The 14,364-nt window shown below is 69.6% G+C and carries 14 protein-coding genes; 7 read left to right on the top strand and 7 right to left on the bottom strand.

Annotation, left to right across the window (positions count from 1 at the left end):
* Nucleotides 1–1,298, bottom strand: a 1,298-nt coding sequence (locus E1218_RS30295; protein WP_132326431.1) for an amidase, incomplete at its 3' end; no start/stop codon positions are given.
* Between the two features lie 77 nt (nucleotides 1,299–1,375).
* Nucleotides 1,376–1,531: a hypothetical protein gene (locus E1218_RS36300; protein ID WP_165949482.1), complete on the bottom strand. Its 156-nt coding sequence runs from the start codon at nucleotides 1,529–1,531 to the stop codon at nucleotides 1,376–1,378.
* A 450-nt stretch (nucleotides 1,532–1,981) separates the two neighbouring features.
* Between E1218_RS36300 and E1218_RS30290 the strand changes: the two genes are divergently transcribed.
* Nucleotides 1,982–2,881: a Mom family adenine methylcarbamoylation protein gene (locus tag E1218_RS30290; protein WP_132326429.1), complete on the top strand. Its 900-nt coding sequence runs from the start codon at nucleotides 1,982–1,984 to the stop codon at nucleotides 2,879–2,881.
* A gap of 40 nt (nucleotides 2,882–2,921) precedes the next feature.
* Here E1218_RS30290 and E1218_RS30285 read toward each other — a convergent pair whose 3' ends face one another.
* Both E1218_RS30285 and E1218_RS30280 read right to left on the bottom strand, forming a co-directional pair.
* On the bottom strand, nucleotides 2,922–4,463 hold the full coding sequence (locus E1218_RS30285; RefSeq protein WP_132326427.1) for a PfkB family carbohydrate kinase: 1,542 nt from the start codon (nucleotides 4,461–4,463) through the stop codon (nucleotides 2,922–2,924).
* A gap of 74 nt (nucleotides 4,464–4,537) precedes the next feature.
* Nucleotides 4,538–6,334: an SCO7613 C-terminal domain-containing membrane protein gene (locus E1218_RS30280; RefSeq protein ID WP_165949481.1), complete on the bottom strand. Its 1,797-nt coding sequence runs from the start codon at nucleotides 6,332–6,334 to the stop codon at nucleotides 4,538–4,540.
* 459 nt (nucleotides 6,335–6,793) lie between these two features.
* On the opposite strand from E1218_RS30280, the gene E1218_RS30275 reads away from it, so the two are divergent.
* Together E1218_RS30275 and E1218_RS30270 are read left to right on the top strand one after the other, a co-directional pair.
* Nucleotides 6,794–7,462, top strand: a complete 669-nt coding sequence (locus tag E1218_RS30275) for a class I SAM-dependent methyltransferase (protein ID WP_132326423.1) — start codon at nucleotides 6,794–6,796, stop codon at nucleotides 7,460–7,462.
* A gap of 177 nt (nucleotides 7,463–7,639) precedes the next feature.
* Entirely contained in the window at nucleotides 7,640–8,065 is a 426-nt protein-coding gene (locus tag E1218_RS30270) for a DUF805 domain-containing protein (protein ID WP_132326421.1), read from the top strand.
* A gap of 103 nt (nucleotides 8,066–8,168) precedes the next feature.
* Here E1218_RS30270 and E1218_RS30265 read toward each other — a convergent pair whose 3' ends face one another.
* On the bottom strand, nucleotides 8,169–9,578 hold the full coding sequence (locus tag E1218_RS30265) for a metallopeptidase TldD-related protein (protein ID WP_132326419.1): 1,410 nt from the start codon (nucleotides 9,576–9,578) through the stop codon (nucleotides 8,169–8,171).
* On the bottom strand, nucleotides 9,575–11,092 hold the full coding sequence (locus tag E1218_RS30260; RefSeq protein WP_132326417.1) for a TldD/PmbA family protein: 1,518 nt from the start codon (nucleotides 11,090–11,092) through the stop codon (nucleotides 9,575–9,577). The genes E1218_RS30265 and E1218_RS30260 overlap by 4 nt, the downstream gene beginning before the upstream one ends.
* A 95-nt stretch (nucleotides 11,093–11,187) precedes the next feature.
* On the opposite strand from E1218_RS30260, the gene E1218_RS30255 reads away from it, so the two are divergent.
* The 3 genes from E1218_RS30255 to E1218_RS30245 are packed head-to-tail and all read left to right on the top strand — an operon-like array spanning nucleotide 11,188 to nucleotide 13,127.
* Complete coding sequence (locus tag E1218_RS30255; protein ID WP_233712580.1) at nucleotides 11,188–11,736, top strand: RNA polymerase sigma factor; 549 nt, start codon at nucleotides 11,188–11,190, stop codon at nucleotides 11,734–11,736.
* Complete coding sequence (locus E1218_RS30250; protein ID WP_132326415.1) at nucleotides 11,733–12,407, top strand: hypothetical protein; 675 nt, start codon at nucleotides 11,733–11,735, stop codon at nucleotides 12,405–12,407. The genes E1218_RS30255 and E1218_RS30250 overlap by 4 nt, the downstream gene beginning before the upstream one ends.
* Nucleotides 12,408–12,458: 51 nt before the next feature.
* Nucleotides 12,459–13,127: a hypothetical protein gene (locus tag E1218_RS30245; RefSeq protein WP_132326413.1), complete on the top strand. Its 669-nt coding sequence runs from the start codon at nucleotides 12,459–12,461 to the stop codon at nucleotides 13,125–13,127.
* Between the two features lie 4 nt (nucleotides 13,128–13,131).
* On the opposite strand, the gene E1218_RS30240 is transcribed toward E1218_RS30245, so the two are convergent.
* Nucleotides 13,132–13,845: a nucleotidyltransferase domain-containing protein gene (locus tag E1218_RS30240; protein WP_165949480.1), complete on the bottom strand. Its 714-nt coding sequence runs from the start codon at nucleotides 13,843–13,845 to the stop codon at nucleotides 13,132–13,134.
* Between the two features lie 79 nt (nucleotides 13,846–13,924).
* On the opposite strand from E1218_RS30240, the gene E1218_RS30235 reads away from it, so the two are divergent.
* Nucleotides 13,925–14,364, top strand: a 440-nt coding sequence (locus E1218_RS30235; protein WP_165949479.1) for a GNAT family N-acetyltransferase, incomplete at its 3' end; no start/stop codon positions are given.

Below are 14,364 nucleotides of genomic sequence, written 5' to 3'. Positions count from 1 at the left end.
GCCAGGGAGAGGCCTACCGGAAGGGCTCGGGCGTCGACGCCGGCGGGGACGCTGAGGGCGGGGAAGTCGGCGATGGACCAAGGGACCGAGAGGCGGATGCGGGGGCCTTTGGGTGGCCGGGTGTGGTCGATGAGTGGGGGAGCGGCGTCGATGGTCGGATGGGCCAGGGCGTCGAGGCGGTGGGACTGCATGAGGTGGCGCCAGTCCTGCGTCCATCGGGCGCGGAGGCGGTGGGCTTCCTCGTAGCGGTGGCGGGGGATGCCTTCACCTTTGCGGACGCGTTCGCGGACCTGGGGTGTGTAGAGGTGGCTGTGAAGGACGAGCGCGTCGTGGATCTGGTGCGCTTCGGACTCGTTGATCGTGTCGAAGACTCCGGTGGACTTCTCCAGGACGAGCTTGGCGTTCGGTGGGTTCTCGATCTCGACGAGTTCGGCGCCGCGGGCGACCAGGAGGTCGAGGGCCTCACGGCAGACGACGGCGATCCGCCCGTCGACGTTCTCCCAGGACATCTCGATCGGTAGGCCGATGCGAGTCCCGGTGAGGTCGCGTGGCGGTGCGAGCGGGTACGGCGGTGCCGGCTCCTCCAGCGTGGCCGGGTCGCGAGGGTCGTGGCCGGCCAGGACGCGCATCAGGATCGAGATGTCGAGCATCCGGCGGGCCATCGGGCCGGCGACGTCGAACGACGGGCTCAGCGGGATGACACCGTACCGGGAGATGCGGCCGCGGGCGCTGCGGAGGGTGGAGACGCCGCAGGCGGCGGCCGGGATGCGCAGCGAGCCGCCGGTGTCGGTTCCGGTGGCGACCGGGACCATCCGGCAGGCGAGAGCGGCCGCGGATCCGCCGGACGAGCCGCCCGGAGTACGACGGATGTCCCACGGGTTCGCCGTCGGTGTGGACGCCGTACCGTACGCGAACTCGTGCGTGGTGGTCTTGCCGAGCATCCCCGCGCCAGCGGCCGCGAGGCGCTCCCAGAGGGCGGCGTCCTCGGCCGGCACGTAGTCGGCGAGCACCTGGCTGCCGGCCGTGGTGAGTACTCCTTTGGTGAGGAACACGTCCTTCACCGCGACCGGTACGCCGGCCAGCACGCCGACCGGCTCGCCCGCCGCGCGGGCGTCGTCGGCGCGGTCCGCGGCTTCCAGAGCGAGATCCGGAGTACGGGTGACGAAGGCGCGGACGGCGGGCTCGGAAAGGTCGATCCGGCGCAGGCAGTCCTCGACGAGTTCGCGCGCGGAGAGTTTGCGCTGCTCCAGCAAGGGCAGTACCTCGGTCAGGCTGAGATCCGCGGCGGAGTCACTCATATCCGCGAGCCTACGAAAGAACACCCGCCCGGGGAGTCCCGGGCGGGTGTCGGGCGGTGTCGCGGATGCGGCCGGAATCAGTGTCCCATCGCGGCGGCGACGTTGTAGAGGCCGAAGCAGAAGACCATGACCACTCCGAAGAGCAGAATGAACAGGATCTGTTTCCAGAAGGAGATCAGGAGTATCGCACTGGCCAGCACGACGATGGTCGCGACGAATTCGTTGGGAGGCATGGCGTTTCCTCTTTCCTTCGATTCACTTCCCTTGGCTGCTTGGTTTTCGCCGCTCCCGGGTTAGAGTGAGTCGGCGGTCCGGCGTTATGGTTACGCTTTCAGTGAACGTCACGACAATCGGTTGTCAATCCAGAAGAATTGGCATCACGTTCTTTGTCCGGACATGATTCTGGCAGCGGGATCCGGCGTCTTGGCCGCCGCTTTGGCGGTTGCAGCGATACGCCGGCAGCCGTCGGCGTACGATTCTCTGCCAGTTGGCACCTTTCGGGTGCCAATTGGCAGCCAGCGGCGGTTCCGGGCGCGACACGCCGCCAAAACTCGTCGTCCTGGGAAGTTGCGAGGACTCGGCAACCGTCGGCTAGCATTCTTCGCGTGGTGATCAGTGCCGTCGAGCCGACGGTTCCAGCGGTCGTCCCACCGCTTCCAGTCCCCGAAGAACCGGCAGTTTCCGTGACTCCCGTGGTGGCCCGGCTTTCGCTGGATGATTGCCGAAGGCACGCACCGGACTTCGCGAACCTGCTGGCCGATGCCGTGCGCAAGTACGGCATACCGAGTCGTGCGTTGAGTGTCCGGACGTTGCTCCACCTGCCGCGGACGACGCGGCCAGACGGCACGGTGGGACGTAAGGCGGTGATCGGCGAGCTGAAACGAAACGCGCTGCGGTTGCGTGCCGATCAGCGGGCGATCGACAGTCTTGTTCCGAAGGACCGTTTCGAACTGCCGGACCTGCGTTTCGTCCGTCTCGGGAACAATGATGCTGATCAGATCTTCAGCCGGCTGCATTACCTGCGCAGCGCCCGGGCGGGTTCGGTGAACTTCGCGCTGGTCGATCCGGTGAACCGGCTTCCGGTGACTTTGTGCAGCGTCACTCCGCTGGAATGGATGCGGGTCGGCCGGCAGTTGCAGTCGCAGTTCGGCGTACCGCTGGGTGCGGCGTGGGACGTGTCCCGGGTGTACTCGTTCGACGTGGCGCCGCCCAATGCGATCTCTTTCCTGCTGGCGAAAGTGCGGCAGGTGATCCGGCGGGAGATTCCTTCCGTGCAACTGCTGACGACCGCCGTCGACCCGAATCTCGGGTTCGTCGGGGCGAGCTACCGGGCTGCGAACTGGCAGCAATGGATGTCGATCGAGGCCCGTCCGTACTTGTACGTCGACGGGGTGTATGCGAGCCCGCGTCAGCTGCGGACGCGCTTCGGCGGGGCGAATCTCGTGGAGCTGCGGGCCGCCCATCCGCGCGGACGCTTCGAGCAGAGCCGGGCGAAGCTGCTCGACTCGGTCATCTACTGCTGCCGGCTTCGTGGGGAGACCGAGATCGTCCCCGAGGAAGGCCAACGCCGCCTTCGCCGGTGAGCTCGGATCTTGTGGGTGAGCGCCGCCGCCGACCTGGGGGTCACACGAGGCCGCTGCCGTTGACGGTGAAGGGGGAGCGGGCCAGGAGGGCGTCGATTCGCTGGCGGTCGGGCATGGAGTTCGAGAGGGGGAAGTCCGCGGTGGCGCAGGACATGGCGGCGGCGGCCCAGAGGGCTACCTGGCCGGAGAACTTGCGGTCGTTGTCCAGCAGCTTCGCGGCGAGGGCGGCGCAGAATGCGTCGCGGGAGGCTGACGACTCCTTGTAGATCGACGGGATCGTCGGCACGCTGATGACGTCGTGGGCGGGCCCGGAGTAGATCGTGCAGCCGCCGTTGACCAGCAGGCACAGGGTCTCGACACCGAAGGCGAGCAGGTTCCGCGCGACCGGGTCGGGGTCGAAGGGGCCGTGGCCCTGGGAGGCGAAGCTGCCGAGTTCCCACGGGTGGGCCACCAGGTAGTCGATCCGCCCGAAGGTGTCCCGGGAGATGCGCTCGTCCTCGTAGGGCTGGCCAGGAGTCACGATCGCGAGTGGGCGGTCGGCGGGATCGCGGTGAGCGACGGCCAGAGTCTGCTGCATCGTCTCGCGCGGGACCTCGAAGGTCAGGAGAAGCGCGTCGCAGCCGGCGATCTGCTCGGACCGTTCGTCGATGTCCTCGCCGGCGAGGAACACCTCGTTCTGGTTTCGCCAGTTGACGGCGATGCTGTCGCCGAGTTCCTTCTCGAACACCCCGGTGAACGGCGTACGGCGGCCGCGGATCCGCTTCACCAGGGACGTGTCGACGCCTTCGTCGCGCAGGTGCTGAAGGATGTCCTCACCGAACCGGTCGTCGGTGATCGCGGCGACCAGGGAGGTGTGGAAGCCGAGCCGGGCAGCGGCGACAGCCTGGTTGAGGCCTTTGCCGCCGGGGGAGAGGTCGAAGCTGTAGGCCTCACTGGAGGTCTCGGGGGCCGGGAGGGTCTTGGTGCGGAAGGTCGCGTCCATGACGGCGCCGCCGACCACGATCACCCGGCCGGCGGGTGTGACGTCCGGGGCCGGCACCGCGTCGAGCATGACCACGGTCTTCGAGCCGACCGAGTAGATGTCGCGACGGATGAGTTGGTTGGCGAGCTCGCGGAGTACGACGGGCTCGGTGGTGCCGCGGAGGGCGCGGTCGCTCGGTGCTTCGGGCGGCTGGTGGCCGAGGGCTTCGTGCAGCCGGTGCCAGTGGTTGAGCAGCGTCTCGCGCCGGCGGCCGAGGGAGGTGCTGTAGAGCGAACGCGTGATGCGGTCGTCGAGGCCGGCGTGCGCGTGCGTGTCGGTGTGCAGGCCGAGCGCCAGGATCGCGTCCGCGACGATCTGCTGGGTGCCGTGCAGATCCTCGCGGACGCAGTTGGCGACCAGGTCGAACGCGGCCGAGGCGACGTCGAGCTCGTGCACGGTGGCGAACCGGCGGGTCGCGGCCAGCTCCATCAGGGGGGCCGCGATCCCGGTGCGGTTCGCGTGCAGCCGAGCGACGGTCAGGCCGTCATGGGTGCGCAGTTTCTCGAGCACGCTGGCAAGCAGCAGCACGTCCGCCGTCTGCTTGTCGCTGCGGTTGATCATCCGGCCCCCGGGGTGCGGTTCTCCTCGAACCAAGTATGCGGATCGCAGGGCCACGTGGAAACCGGCCGCGCACGTCACCGCAGCGCCGACAACCATCGGGCCGCCTGTTTGGCCTGGGAGAGACGGCGTTCGTAGGTCGCTCCGACGGCCAGCAGGACGGCGCCGGCGGCGCCCAGGGTGATCCAGCGGGGGATCAGTGGGGCAGCCTCGACGAACTGCCAGATGCCGACCTTGGCGAGGACGGCGGCGCCGACGGCGAACGGGGCCTGGAGACCGAGCTGGGCGCCGAGGACGATCACCGCCAGGGCGGCGGCGACCACGAAGGTCACCCGCACCCAGCTGTGGTTGCCGTCAGCAATCAATGCGGACGGCACCAGGCCGATCAGCAGGCCCGGGCCGAGGTAGACCCAGCTCGGCTGGTCGCGCCAGGCCAGTACGCCGATCGCGAGCATCACGACGGCGGGTGGCACGGTGAACCACTCGATCGTCGTACCACCGGCCGCCAGGACGAACGCGGTGTTCGCGATGATCAGCAGCAGCCCCGCGACCAGCAGGGCGTCCCGGCGAGCAGGGTTCATGCCGTAGGCGATCAGCGGGGCCGCGGTGATGGTCAGGACGACACCGGTGCCGGAGTCCACGGACACCACCGCGGCGATGGCCTCGGCGACCAGGACGGCAATCGCCGACGAGCCGATCAACATCCGCTCCAGCGGCTTGCCGACGTACCGGCAGGCGAGGCCGGCGCCGCACGCGCCGACGACGGCGACGCTGACCGCACCCGCCCACAAGCCGATGAACTCGTCGATGGTGAACAGGACGACGGCGAACTGCGCACCCAGACTGGCGACCCCGGCGGCCGGTACGGCGTCGACCGTCTTCCGGACGGCGGCGAAGACGGCCAGCACGGCGATGATGCCGGCGATGAAGCCGAGTTGCCGGACGTCCGCGAGCCACAGACAGTAGAAGAGGTTGACCGAGGCAACAGTGATGGTCCCGGCGGACAACACCGTCGAGACCGCTCCAGCACGCCGGCCGCGGAGGATCAGCGCGATAGTGAGCACGGTGGCAACCCCGGTGGTCAGCCATCGACCCGGCCCGGGCACCTGCGGCAGGCACGTCGCGACGGTGAAGCCCGCGGCCGCCGCGCACACCGCTTCGCCCAGCCCCGGCGTGACCGGCAGCGGCCGTTTGCGCAGCATGAGAACGCCGGTGATCGCGGCGACGCAGACGACCGCGGTGGTCGCGACGACGGTCCTGAGCTCCGCCGAGGTGAACGACGTACCGGCGAAGTCGCGGTAGTCGGCGGCGTACTTCGTCAGCAGGCCGAGGAAGGTGCGCACCATGCCGGTGACGAGGATGCCGACGAACACGACGGCCGAAGTGATCGCGCCGGTACGGCGGACGATCGGTGTGCTGAGCGCGGACAGGGCGAGCGTGGCGACGACCTGCGCGAGGAGTGCGGCGAGCAGCCAGGGCAGGCTGACGCGGTCGACGAGGATCAGCGGCAACGGCAACTGGCCCGCGATCACGGCGGTGACGCCGTACGTGACCACCTTAGGAGCCAGCCGGGTCATCAGGAGGTTGACCAGGGCAACGGAGGCGAACACGACCGCGCTGTACGTGACGCCGTCGACGGCGTCCTCCGAGACGAGTCCCAGGGCGCGGGCGCCGTACAGGTCGACGGTGAGAAGGCCGCAGCCGAGGATCGCGAGTGCTTCGGCCGACGCGGCCAGGGAGCTGCGGCTCGCGGGGATGGAGCCGGCGAAGGCGAGGGCGGCGAGGGTACCGATGATGCCGGCCTGCAACGCGACCGGGAGACTGTCCCAGTTGACCGCGAGGAAGGTGACGCCGGCGGCGAGCAGAAGGAGCACGCCGAGGCTGAGCAGGGTGGCCTGTGGGCTGAGCCGGCGGCGCGGTGGCTTGGGACGCCGTACCGGCTCAGGTGAGGGCGGAAGCGGCGGCTGAAAGGCCGCGGCAGGTTGCCGCACAGGCGGGGTCGCCGGCGTTGGCACCGGCCCGGGCACAGGCGGAGGAGACGGCGGAGGAGACGGCGGTGTGACGACTCCGCGTGGTGGAGGCGGTGGGTAGTGAGGCAACGGGGGCGGCGGCGCGGGTTGTGGTACTGCTACCACGCTGAGGTGTAGCCGGCTGTGACAAACCGGGCACTGCACGGGGGCGGTGACATGGGTGTTCATGACATTCCTCCTGAGTCTCACCTCACTGTCTCCCTGCGAAACGGGTGCCCGCGTGAGTACGTCTACTCAACTCGTGACGTAGGCTGCTGCGGTCTGCCGGTCGTCCAGACCGGCGTGACGAACACGGGGAGCAACATGAGCACTGGACATGTCGAGCTCGCAAGGGCTCAGCAGGAACGTTGGCAGACGGAGTACGCGCGGCATCCGCACCTGCACGGGACCCAGCCGTCGGCGGCGGCCCGGTGGGCGGCCGAGGCGTTCGGTGCCGCAGGCATCGATGATGTCCTCGAGCTCGGCGCCGGTCAGGGCCGGGACGCGCTCTTCCTGGCCCAGCAGGGCTTCAGCGTGCACGCCACCGATTTCAGCGAGTCCGCGCTCGACCAGTTGCGGCTGGACGCGCAACGGGAAGGGCTCGACGACCGGGTCACCGCGGCGTTGCACGACGTCCGCGACCCGCTGCCGCCGGCCGACGCGACCGTGAACGCCGTGTTCGCGAACATCCTGCTGAACATGGCCTTCTCCCGCGCCGAGCTCCGGTCGCTGGTCGGCGAGATCCACCGCGTGCTGCGACCCGGCGGGCTGTTCGTGTACGCCGTGTGGTCGGCGGACGACCCGTGCTCGGGTCACTGGCGCGAACTGGCGGACGGCCTGTCGGAGCACGACGGTTTCGCCGGCCGGTTCTTCGACGACGCGCTGATCGACGAACTGGCCGATCGCTGGCGGCTCGACGACACCACGTCGTACGCCGAGGGGCCCCGCCGGATGCGGCGGGTCGCGCTCGCGAAACCCAATCCTGCAAGCTGATTCCGCCCGGACCTGAAGCCGGCTCTAGCAGTTCCGGTTCCGAAGAGGTGAAGTTCACTCCAGCTGCGGCGCGGCAGATTGCAGTGTGGTCACCGAAGCGAAAAGTTGCATTGACGAACCCGACCGGTTCCGACAGGCTCAGTCCGCGTCTCACCTTCGACCATCGGAGAAACAGCAATGCAGTGGTACATCGACGTCCTCAAGAAGTACGCCGTGTTCTCAGGGCGGGCCCGGCGGAAAGAGTACTGGATGTTCGTACTCTTCAACGTGATCGTGTCGATCATCCTGAGCATCCTGGACCGCGCCCTCGGCTTGACCTACGGCTCGGGGGCCAGCCAGTCCGGCTGGCTGTCGACGATCTACAGCCTGGCCGTGCTGGTGCCGGCGATCGCGGTCGGCATCCGGCGCATGCACGACACGAACCGTTCCGGCTGGTGGATCCTGATCAACCTGATCCCGTGTGTCGGTTTCATCTGGTTCATCGTGCTGGCCGCCCAGGAGGGCACGGTCGGCGACAACCAGTACGGTCCGGACCCGAAGGCCGCCGAACGCTTCGGCCAGCCGGGTACGGGTCCCGTCGAGCCGGGCTACCCGACGGTTTGAGCTGACGAAACGCCCCGCGGACCCGGCGAAATCGCCGGGACCGCGGGGCGTTTCGCTGCCCTGTGGACATCCTCGGAACTGTGGATTTCCCTGTGGACGAAGATCAGTTGGCCTGGCTGACACTCGACATGTTGAAATCCGGGACGAGCAGCGGTGGGGTCGCCGTCCGGGAGAAGGTGTCACCCCACTCGCGCGACAACGCCGGAACCGACGCACCGGCCGCGGTGAACCGGGCGAGCAGGTCGACCGGGCTCTCGTTGAACCGGAAGTTGTTCACGGCACCGGTCACCTCGCCGTTCTCGACCAGATAGACACCGTCCCGGGTGAGGCCGGTGAGCAGCAGTGTCTGCGGGTCGACCATCCGGATGTACCACAGGCAGGTCACCAGCAGACCGCGGTCCAGCCCGGCGACGAGGTCGTCCGTGCTGCCGCTCGCGCCGTCGACCGACAGCACGTAGTTGTCGACGCTCGGCGTGGCCGCGAGCGCGTCGATCAGGTCGGCGGTGTGCCGGCTCGTCATCAGCGACTCCAGCCGGCCACCGCGGATCCAGTCGGTCGCCGCCAGCGTGAGCCCGTTGTCGAACACGCTGGCCGAGCCGCCGGAGGACCGTGCGACCGCGAACGGAAACGTCTCCAGCCCGGGCAGCAGCGGATCCGACCGCAGGTTGACCGGCTGCGGGGACAGCACGTCGCCCACCCGCGTTCCACCTGACGGCTTGGCGAAGACGCTCCGTCCCTCGAACGCCTCCCGCCCGTCGAGACACCAGTAGAGGTACGTCGTGAGGTCGGCGACCGCGGCCGGTGGCAGGACCGTGGCGTGCCGGCCGGCGTCGACCGGCACCGTCCGCGTCGCCCAGCCGAGCCGCCGGGTCAACTCGGCGTCGATCGCGTGGGCGTCGATGTCGGTGAAGTCGCGGGTGGCGGCGCCGACCCAGGCGGACTGGCTCAGGTCACCCGACTTGCCGGTCGCGGTGACGAAACCGCGGGGGAGCGCCTGCCGCAACCGCAGTCCGGTCGACGAGCCGACGTACAGGGTGACGACCTGGTGGTCGGCGAAGCCGTAGAGCCAGCGGTTCTCGTGGCCGGCGCGCGCGAGCGTCTCGCCGAGGGCCGGCGCGAACTTCTCGTAGACGCCGACCGTGGTCTCCTCCGGTTCGAGGTCCCAGTCCGCGCCGGTGGTGCCGTCGACGAGTGGGCGCGCGTCCTCGGCCGGGCTCGCCGCCCGCGCGGTCGCCACGGCGGCGGACACGATCTCGCGCAACGAGGCGTCGGTGACCGACGACCGGCCGACCACGCCGGCCGCCGTACCCTCGCCGGCTCCGGCGGTTGCGATCACGGTCACGCTGGAGCCGCGCATCGCGCCGTTCGTGGTCAGGGTGTTGTTGGCCCAGCGCAGGTTGGTGCTGGAGGTCTCGGCGACGATGACGACGCAGCCGTCGGCACCCTCGGCCGCGGCCAGCGCCAGACCCTGCTCGACGGTGTCCTGCGAGGTGAGCTGAATGGCGGTCGTCACCGGCCGGCCTCCTGCGTGGTGTTGAGAATGCGAACGCTGCGGAACAGCGCGGACGGACAGCCGTGGCTGACGGCGCCGGACTGGCCCGGCTGCGCCTTGCCGCAGTTGAGGGCGCCGCCGAGGACGTACGTCTGCGGGCCGCCGACGGCCTCCATCGAGCCCCAGAAGTCGGTGGTCGTCGCCTGGTAGGCGACGTCGCGCACCTGGCCGTCCAGCGTGCCGTCGGTGATCTTGTAGAAGCGCTGGCCGGTGAACTGGAAGTTGTACCGCTGCATGTCGATCGACCACGACTTGTCGCCGACGATGTAGATGCCGTTCTTCACCCGGGAGATCAGCTCCTCGGTGGAGGGGCCGTCGGGCGCGGGCTGGAGCGAGACGTTCGCCATCCGCTGGATCGGGATGTGACCGGAGGAGTCGGCGTACGCGCAGCCGTTGGACCGCGGTGTGGCCAGTCTCTCCTCGTTGACCTTGGCCATCCGGCGGTCGACCTGGTAGCCGACCAGGATGCCGTCCTTGACCAGGTCCCACTGCTGGCCGGCCACGCCCTCGTCGTCGTACCCGACGGTGGACAGCCCGTTCTCGGCTGTCCGGTCGCCGGTGACGTGCATGATCGGCGAGCCGTACTTCAGCGTGCCGAGCCTGTCGATGGTGGCGAAGCTCGTGCCGGCGTAGTTGGCCTCGTAGCCGAGCGCGCGGTCGAGCTCGGTGGCGTGGCCGATCGACTCGTGGATGGTCAGCCACAAGTTGGTCGGGTCGATCACCACGTCGTACGTGCCGGCCTCGACGGTCGGGGCGGCCATCTTCTCGGCCAGCCAGCCGGGGATCTGCGCGAGCTCCTCGTCCCAGTTCCAGCCGGTGCCGGTCAGGTACTCCCAGCCGCGGCCGGCCGGTGGTGCGCAGGTGCTCATCGAGTCGAACCGGCCGGACTCGGCGTCGACCGCGAACGCGGTGATCTCCGGGCCGATCCGGACCCGCTGCTGCGTGTACGACGTACCGGCGGAGTTCGCGTAGAACTTGCATTCGTGCACCGAGGCGACATGGACGCTGACATGCGCCACGCCGTCGGCCCCGAGCAGCCGGTCGCTGTAGTCGGTCAGCAGCGCGACCTTCTCGGCGCGCGGCAGGCTGAACGGGTCGATCTCGTACGACGACACCCAGGTGACGTCGGCGTACACCGGCTCGTCCGCGAGCTCGATCGTCTCGGCGTTGATCGGCCGGGACACCTGGGCCATGTTCACCGCCTGCTCGGCGACCTGGACGGCCTCGTCCTCGGTGAGCGCGACCCCGGCGGCGAAACCCCAGGTCCCGTCGTGGATGACCCGGACGGCCAGACCGAGGTCCTCGTCGTCCTGGGCGTTCTCCAGCCGGCTGTCGCGCAGCGCGATGGACTCCGAGCGGATTCGCTCCAGCCGGAACTCGGCGAAGGTGGCACCGAGGTCCCTGGCCCGCTGCAGGGCGGCCTCGGCAAGCTCATGACGGGGAAGGGCGAGGAAACTCGCGTCGACTTCTGGCACGAATCGACCTTATACACGGAACCGGAGGAGACCCGGCGGTGTAGACACAATGACACGGAACCGCCTGGGTGTGCGGGGCGACTGCGACGGGAGGCGTGATCAGCGGGAGCGACGAGGCGGAGATCCTGGCTCGGGTGCGTGGCGGGGAGTCGGCCGCGTACGGCGAGCTGGTGGTGCTGCATGCCCGGGTGGCGAAGCGTACGGCGGTGTTCCTCGGGGCCGGCCCGGACGCGGACGACGTGGTGCAGGAGTCGTTCGTCAAGGCCTACCGGGCACTCGGGAGCTTCCGGACCGACGCGGCCTTCCGGCCCTGGCTGCTGCGGATCGTGGCCAACGAGACGCGGAACGTCCTGCGGTCGCGCAGCCGCCGGTTCCGCCGCGAGGAGCTGGCGGCTCCGCTCGACGTCGTACTGGATCCCGCCGAGGAGGCCGTCTCGCTGGAGCGGCGGCAGGAGCTGCTGGCGGCCGTGCGGTCCTTGCCGGAGACGTTCCGGCTGGTGGTGACGTGCCGCTACCTGCTGGACCTGGACGAGCAGGAAACCGCAGTCGTGCTCGGCTGGCCGCGCGGGACGGTCAAGTCCCGGCTGCACCGAGCACTCGGCCGGCTACGGGACGCGCTACCTGACAAGGAGGTGCAGCGATGAGCCTGGACGACGAACTCCGCGCGCTCGGCCGCTCTGCCGTCGTACCTCCGGTGGACGACGACCTGACCGCCGCAGTCCTGACTCGCGTGGCCGACGTACCTGTCCGGCGCTCGCTGAAGGACCGCTGGCGCACCTTCCTCGCACTGTTCCTCGTGCTCGTCGCAGGAGCGGTGGCCACCCCACCGGTGCGTGCGACCGTCGCAGAGTGGCTCAACATCGGCGGCGTGCGTGCACAACCCGTCGCGAGCGCCCCGACCAGTACGCCGACCGCACCACCGGCTGTGACCGGTCAGCTGTCCTTGGCGGAGGCAGAGCGGGTCGCCGGCTTCGAACCGGCGGTCCCGGCTGAGTTGGGAACACCCAAGGGCGTGGAGGCCTCCCCGGCGTTCGTGGCAATCGGCTGGGACGGCGTACGGCTGGAGCAGTTCCGCGCAGAGGTGTCGCCGCTGTACTTCAAGAAGTACTACCGCAGCCTGGAGCGGGTGCCGGAGGTCAACGGCTACTGGTTCGACACCCCGCATGAGCTCGTGCTCGTCGAGCCGGCCGGAGTGGAACGCCGTGTCCGCGTGGCCGGGCCGACGCTGGTGTGGGTGTCCGCCGGTGTCACCTTCCGCCTGGAAGGTGTCTCCGACAAGGCACGGGCCGTGGAGCTTGCCCGGGGAACCTCCTAGCCGTCGGCGGTGTACCAGGGGTGTGAGTCCTCGTTCTCAGGGAGAGCTGCCATGGTCCGCCGTACTCTTGCTCTGTTCGTCGCCCTGTTCGCCGTAGCCGCGCTCGGCGCCGCGCCCGCCCGGGCCGGCGGTCCGACCAGCGTCCTGCTCAGCAGTCCGCCCGCTGTGGTTGCCGTCGGCTACGAGGATCAGCGGTACGCCGACCTGCAACGGCTGACCGAGATGACCGGAGCGCGGGACGCCAAGGAGAACCACGCGGTCGGCCGGTTCGTCCGGGCCACCTGGCTGATCCACGACATGTCGGTGTGGCGGGTCGACATCATCTATCCCGACGCACCCGGCGGTCCGTGGATCGCGACCCGGGCCTCCAGGGACGGCAGCACGCTGCCGGAGAGCCCGATCTGGCACCAGGCCACCGAACCCGCGGGACTGCTCGAGCTTCTCGGCTCGATGCAGCTGCTGTCGAAGAAGTCGGGCTGGGGCGGCCCGACCTACCTCGGCCCGGTCCCCGAAGCCGCAGCGGAGGAACAGGTCCCCGAAGCCGCAGCGGACGAACCGGTCACCGAGCCGCCCGCAGCCACTGCGCAGACCACCTCGGACAGTGCCTTCACCGGCTGGCGCTGGACGATCCCGGGCTTCCTGCTCGGCGCGGTCGTTGCCGTGATCGCCGTACGCCTGCTGCCCAAGCGCCCCGACTGGCAACTCGTCGATGCCGAGTGAGCGGTCACACCGCCTGAGCAGCCAGCTCGAACCCGGCGAACAGGCGCCCGCCGAACTGGTCGAGGATCCTGTCCACCTCCTCGACCAGACGGCCGGGGTCGCGGACGCCGCCGAGCAGTGCACGAGCGTGGTTCGTGCCGTGTGCTTCGTCGTACGCGTGAAGCTCCCGTAGCAGCCCCTTGCCCGTGCCTGACCAGCGCCGCGACCCGGTGAGCAGCAGCCGGCCGGCGTCCTGCCACAGGATCGAGGCAAGGGCCGTGCGTAGGTCGTCGGTCGACGCGTCGGCCAGGTCGTCCAGCAGGCAGGTGATCCCGTAGCGCAGCAGGTTGAGCTCGTCCGGCGTCAGCGCGGCAGGTCCGGCGGCGATCTCGGCCAGGCCCGCTTGCCGCAGCCGGACACCGGATCCGTCCTTGTCCACCAGTACGACGGTCTCGCCGACCAGTCGCATCATGCTCGGCTGACGGCGTACCTGGTCCTTGTCGCAGAAGTGCCGGAGCGACTTCTCGGTGTGCACGAACAGCTCGACCGGCCAGCCGCCGTACTCCAGTGATCGCCGGCTCGGCGCCGGCGGACCGCTGAGCAGCACGGTGATGTCCAGGTCGGAGGTCGAGCCCGCGTCACCACGGACCACGCTGCCGCCCAGCCAGGCTGCCCGCGCATCCGGATACTGCTCCGCCACCAACTGCCGTGCGACCGCTACCGCCTCGTCGTCCACCATCACCCCAGTGTCCGGTGGAGTGCTGCCGCGGAGCCACCGAGTTTCCGATCCGGGCGGTGGCCGCGTCATGCTACTGGGCGTGGGGAAGAACTGGCAGACGAAGCGCCTGACGCTCGAGTCCGCGACCGCGGCCGACGTCGGCGACCTACTCGCCGTACTCGACGAGGCGGCCGCGTGGCTGCGCGCGACCGGGATCGAGCAGTGGCCGGAGCGGTTCGAGTCCGCCTGGGTCGAGCCGGCGATCGAAGCCGGCGAGACCTGGCTGGCCCGTCTCGACGGAGTCGTCGCCGGCACCATCACCCTCGACTGGGACGACCCGCTCTGGTCCGACGTCGGAGGACGAGCCGGCTACGTCCACCGGATGGCCGTCAGCCGCTCCGCACCCGGCCTCGGCGCGGCCCTCCTCGACTGGTCCGCCGCCACCGCCGCGGCCCTCGGCTGCCCCCACCTCCGCCTCGACTGCGTCACCTCGAATCACCGCCTCCGCACCTACTACGAGTCCCGAGGTTTCCACCACCA

This window comes from Kribbella turkmenica, from assembly GCF_004348725.1.
GTDB lineage: Bacteria > Actinomycetota > Actinomycetes > Propionibacteriales > Kribbellaceae > Kribbella > Kribbella turkmenica.
This window is presented reverse-complemented; position numbering and strand designations above follow the sequence as displayed.

What these genes read in the sequence shown, in the direction of transcription:
- E1218_RS30245 (WP_132326413.1), top strand. Translation starts at nt 12,459, where the DNA reads ATGGTCCGCCGTACTCTTGCTCTGTTCGTCGCCCTGTTCGCCGTAGCC.
- E1218_RS30250 (WP_132326415.1), top strand. Translation starts at nt 11,733, where the DNA reads ATGAGCCTGGACGACGAACTCCGCGCGCTCGGCCGCTCTGCCGTCGTA.
- E1218_RS30270 (WP_132326421.1), top strand. Translation starts at nt 7,640, where the DNA reads ATGCAGTGGTACATCGACGTCCTCAAGAAGTACGCCGTGTTCTCAGGG.
- E1218_RS30240 (WP_165949480.1), bottom strand. Translation starts at nt 13,845, where the DNA reads ATGGTGGACGACGAGGCGGTAGCGGTCGCACGGCAGTTGGTGGCGGAG.
- E1218_RS30275 (WP_132326423.1), top strand. Translation starts at nt 6,794, where the DNA reads ATGAGCACTGGACATGTCGAGCTCGCAAGGGCTCAGCAGGAACGTTGG.
- E1218_RS36300 (WP_165949482.1), bottom strand. Translation starts at nt 1,531, where the DNA reads ATGCCTCCCAACGAATTCGTCGCGACCATCGTCGTGCTGGCCAGTGCG.
- E1218_RS30285 (WP_132326427.1), bottom strand. Translation starts at nt 4,463, where the DNA reads ATGATCAACCGCAGCGACAAGCAGACGGCGGACGTGCTGCTGCTTGCC.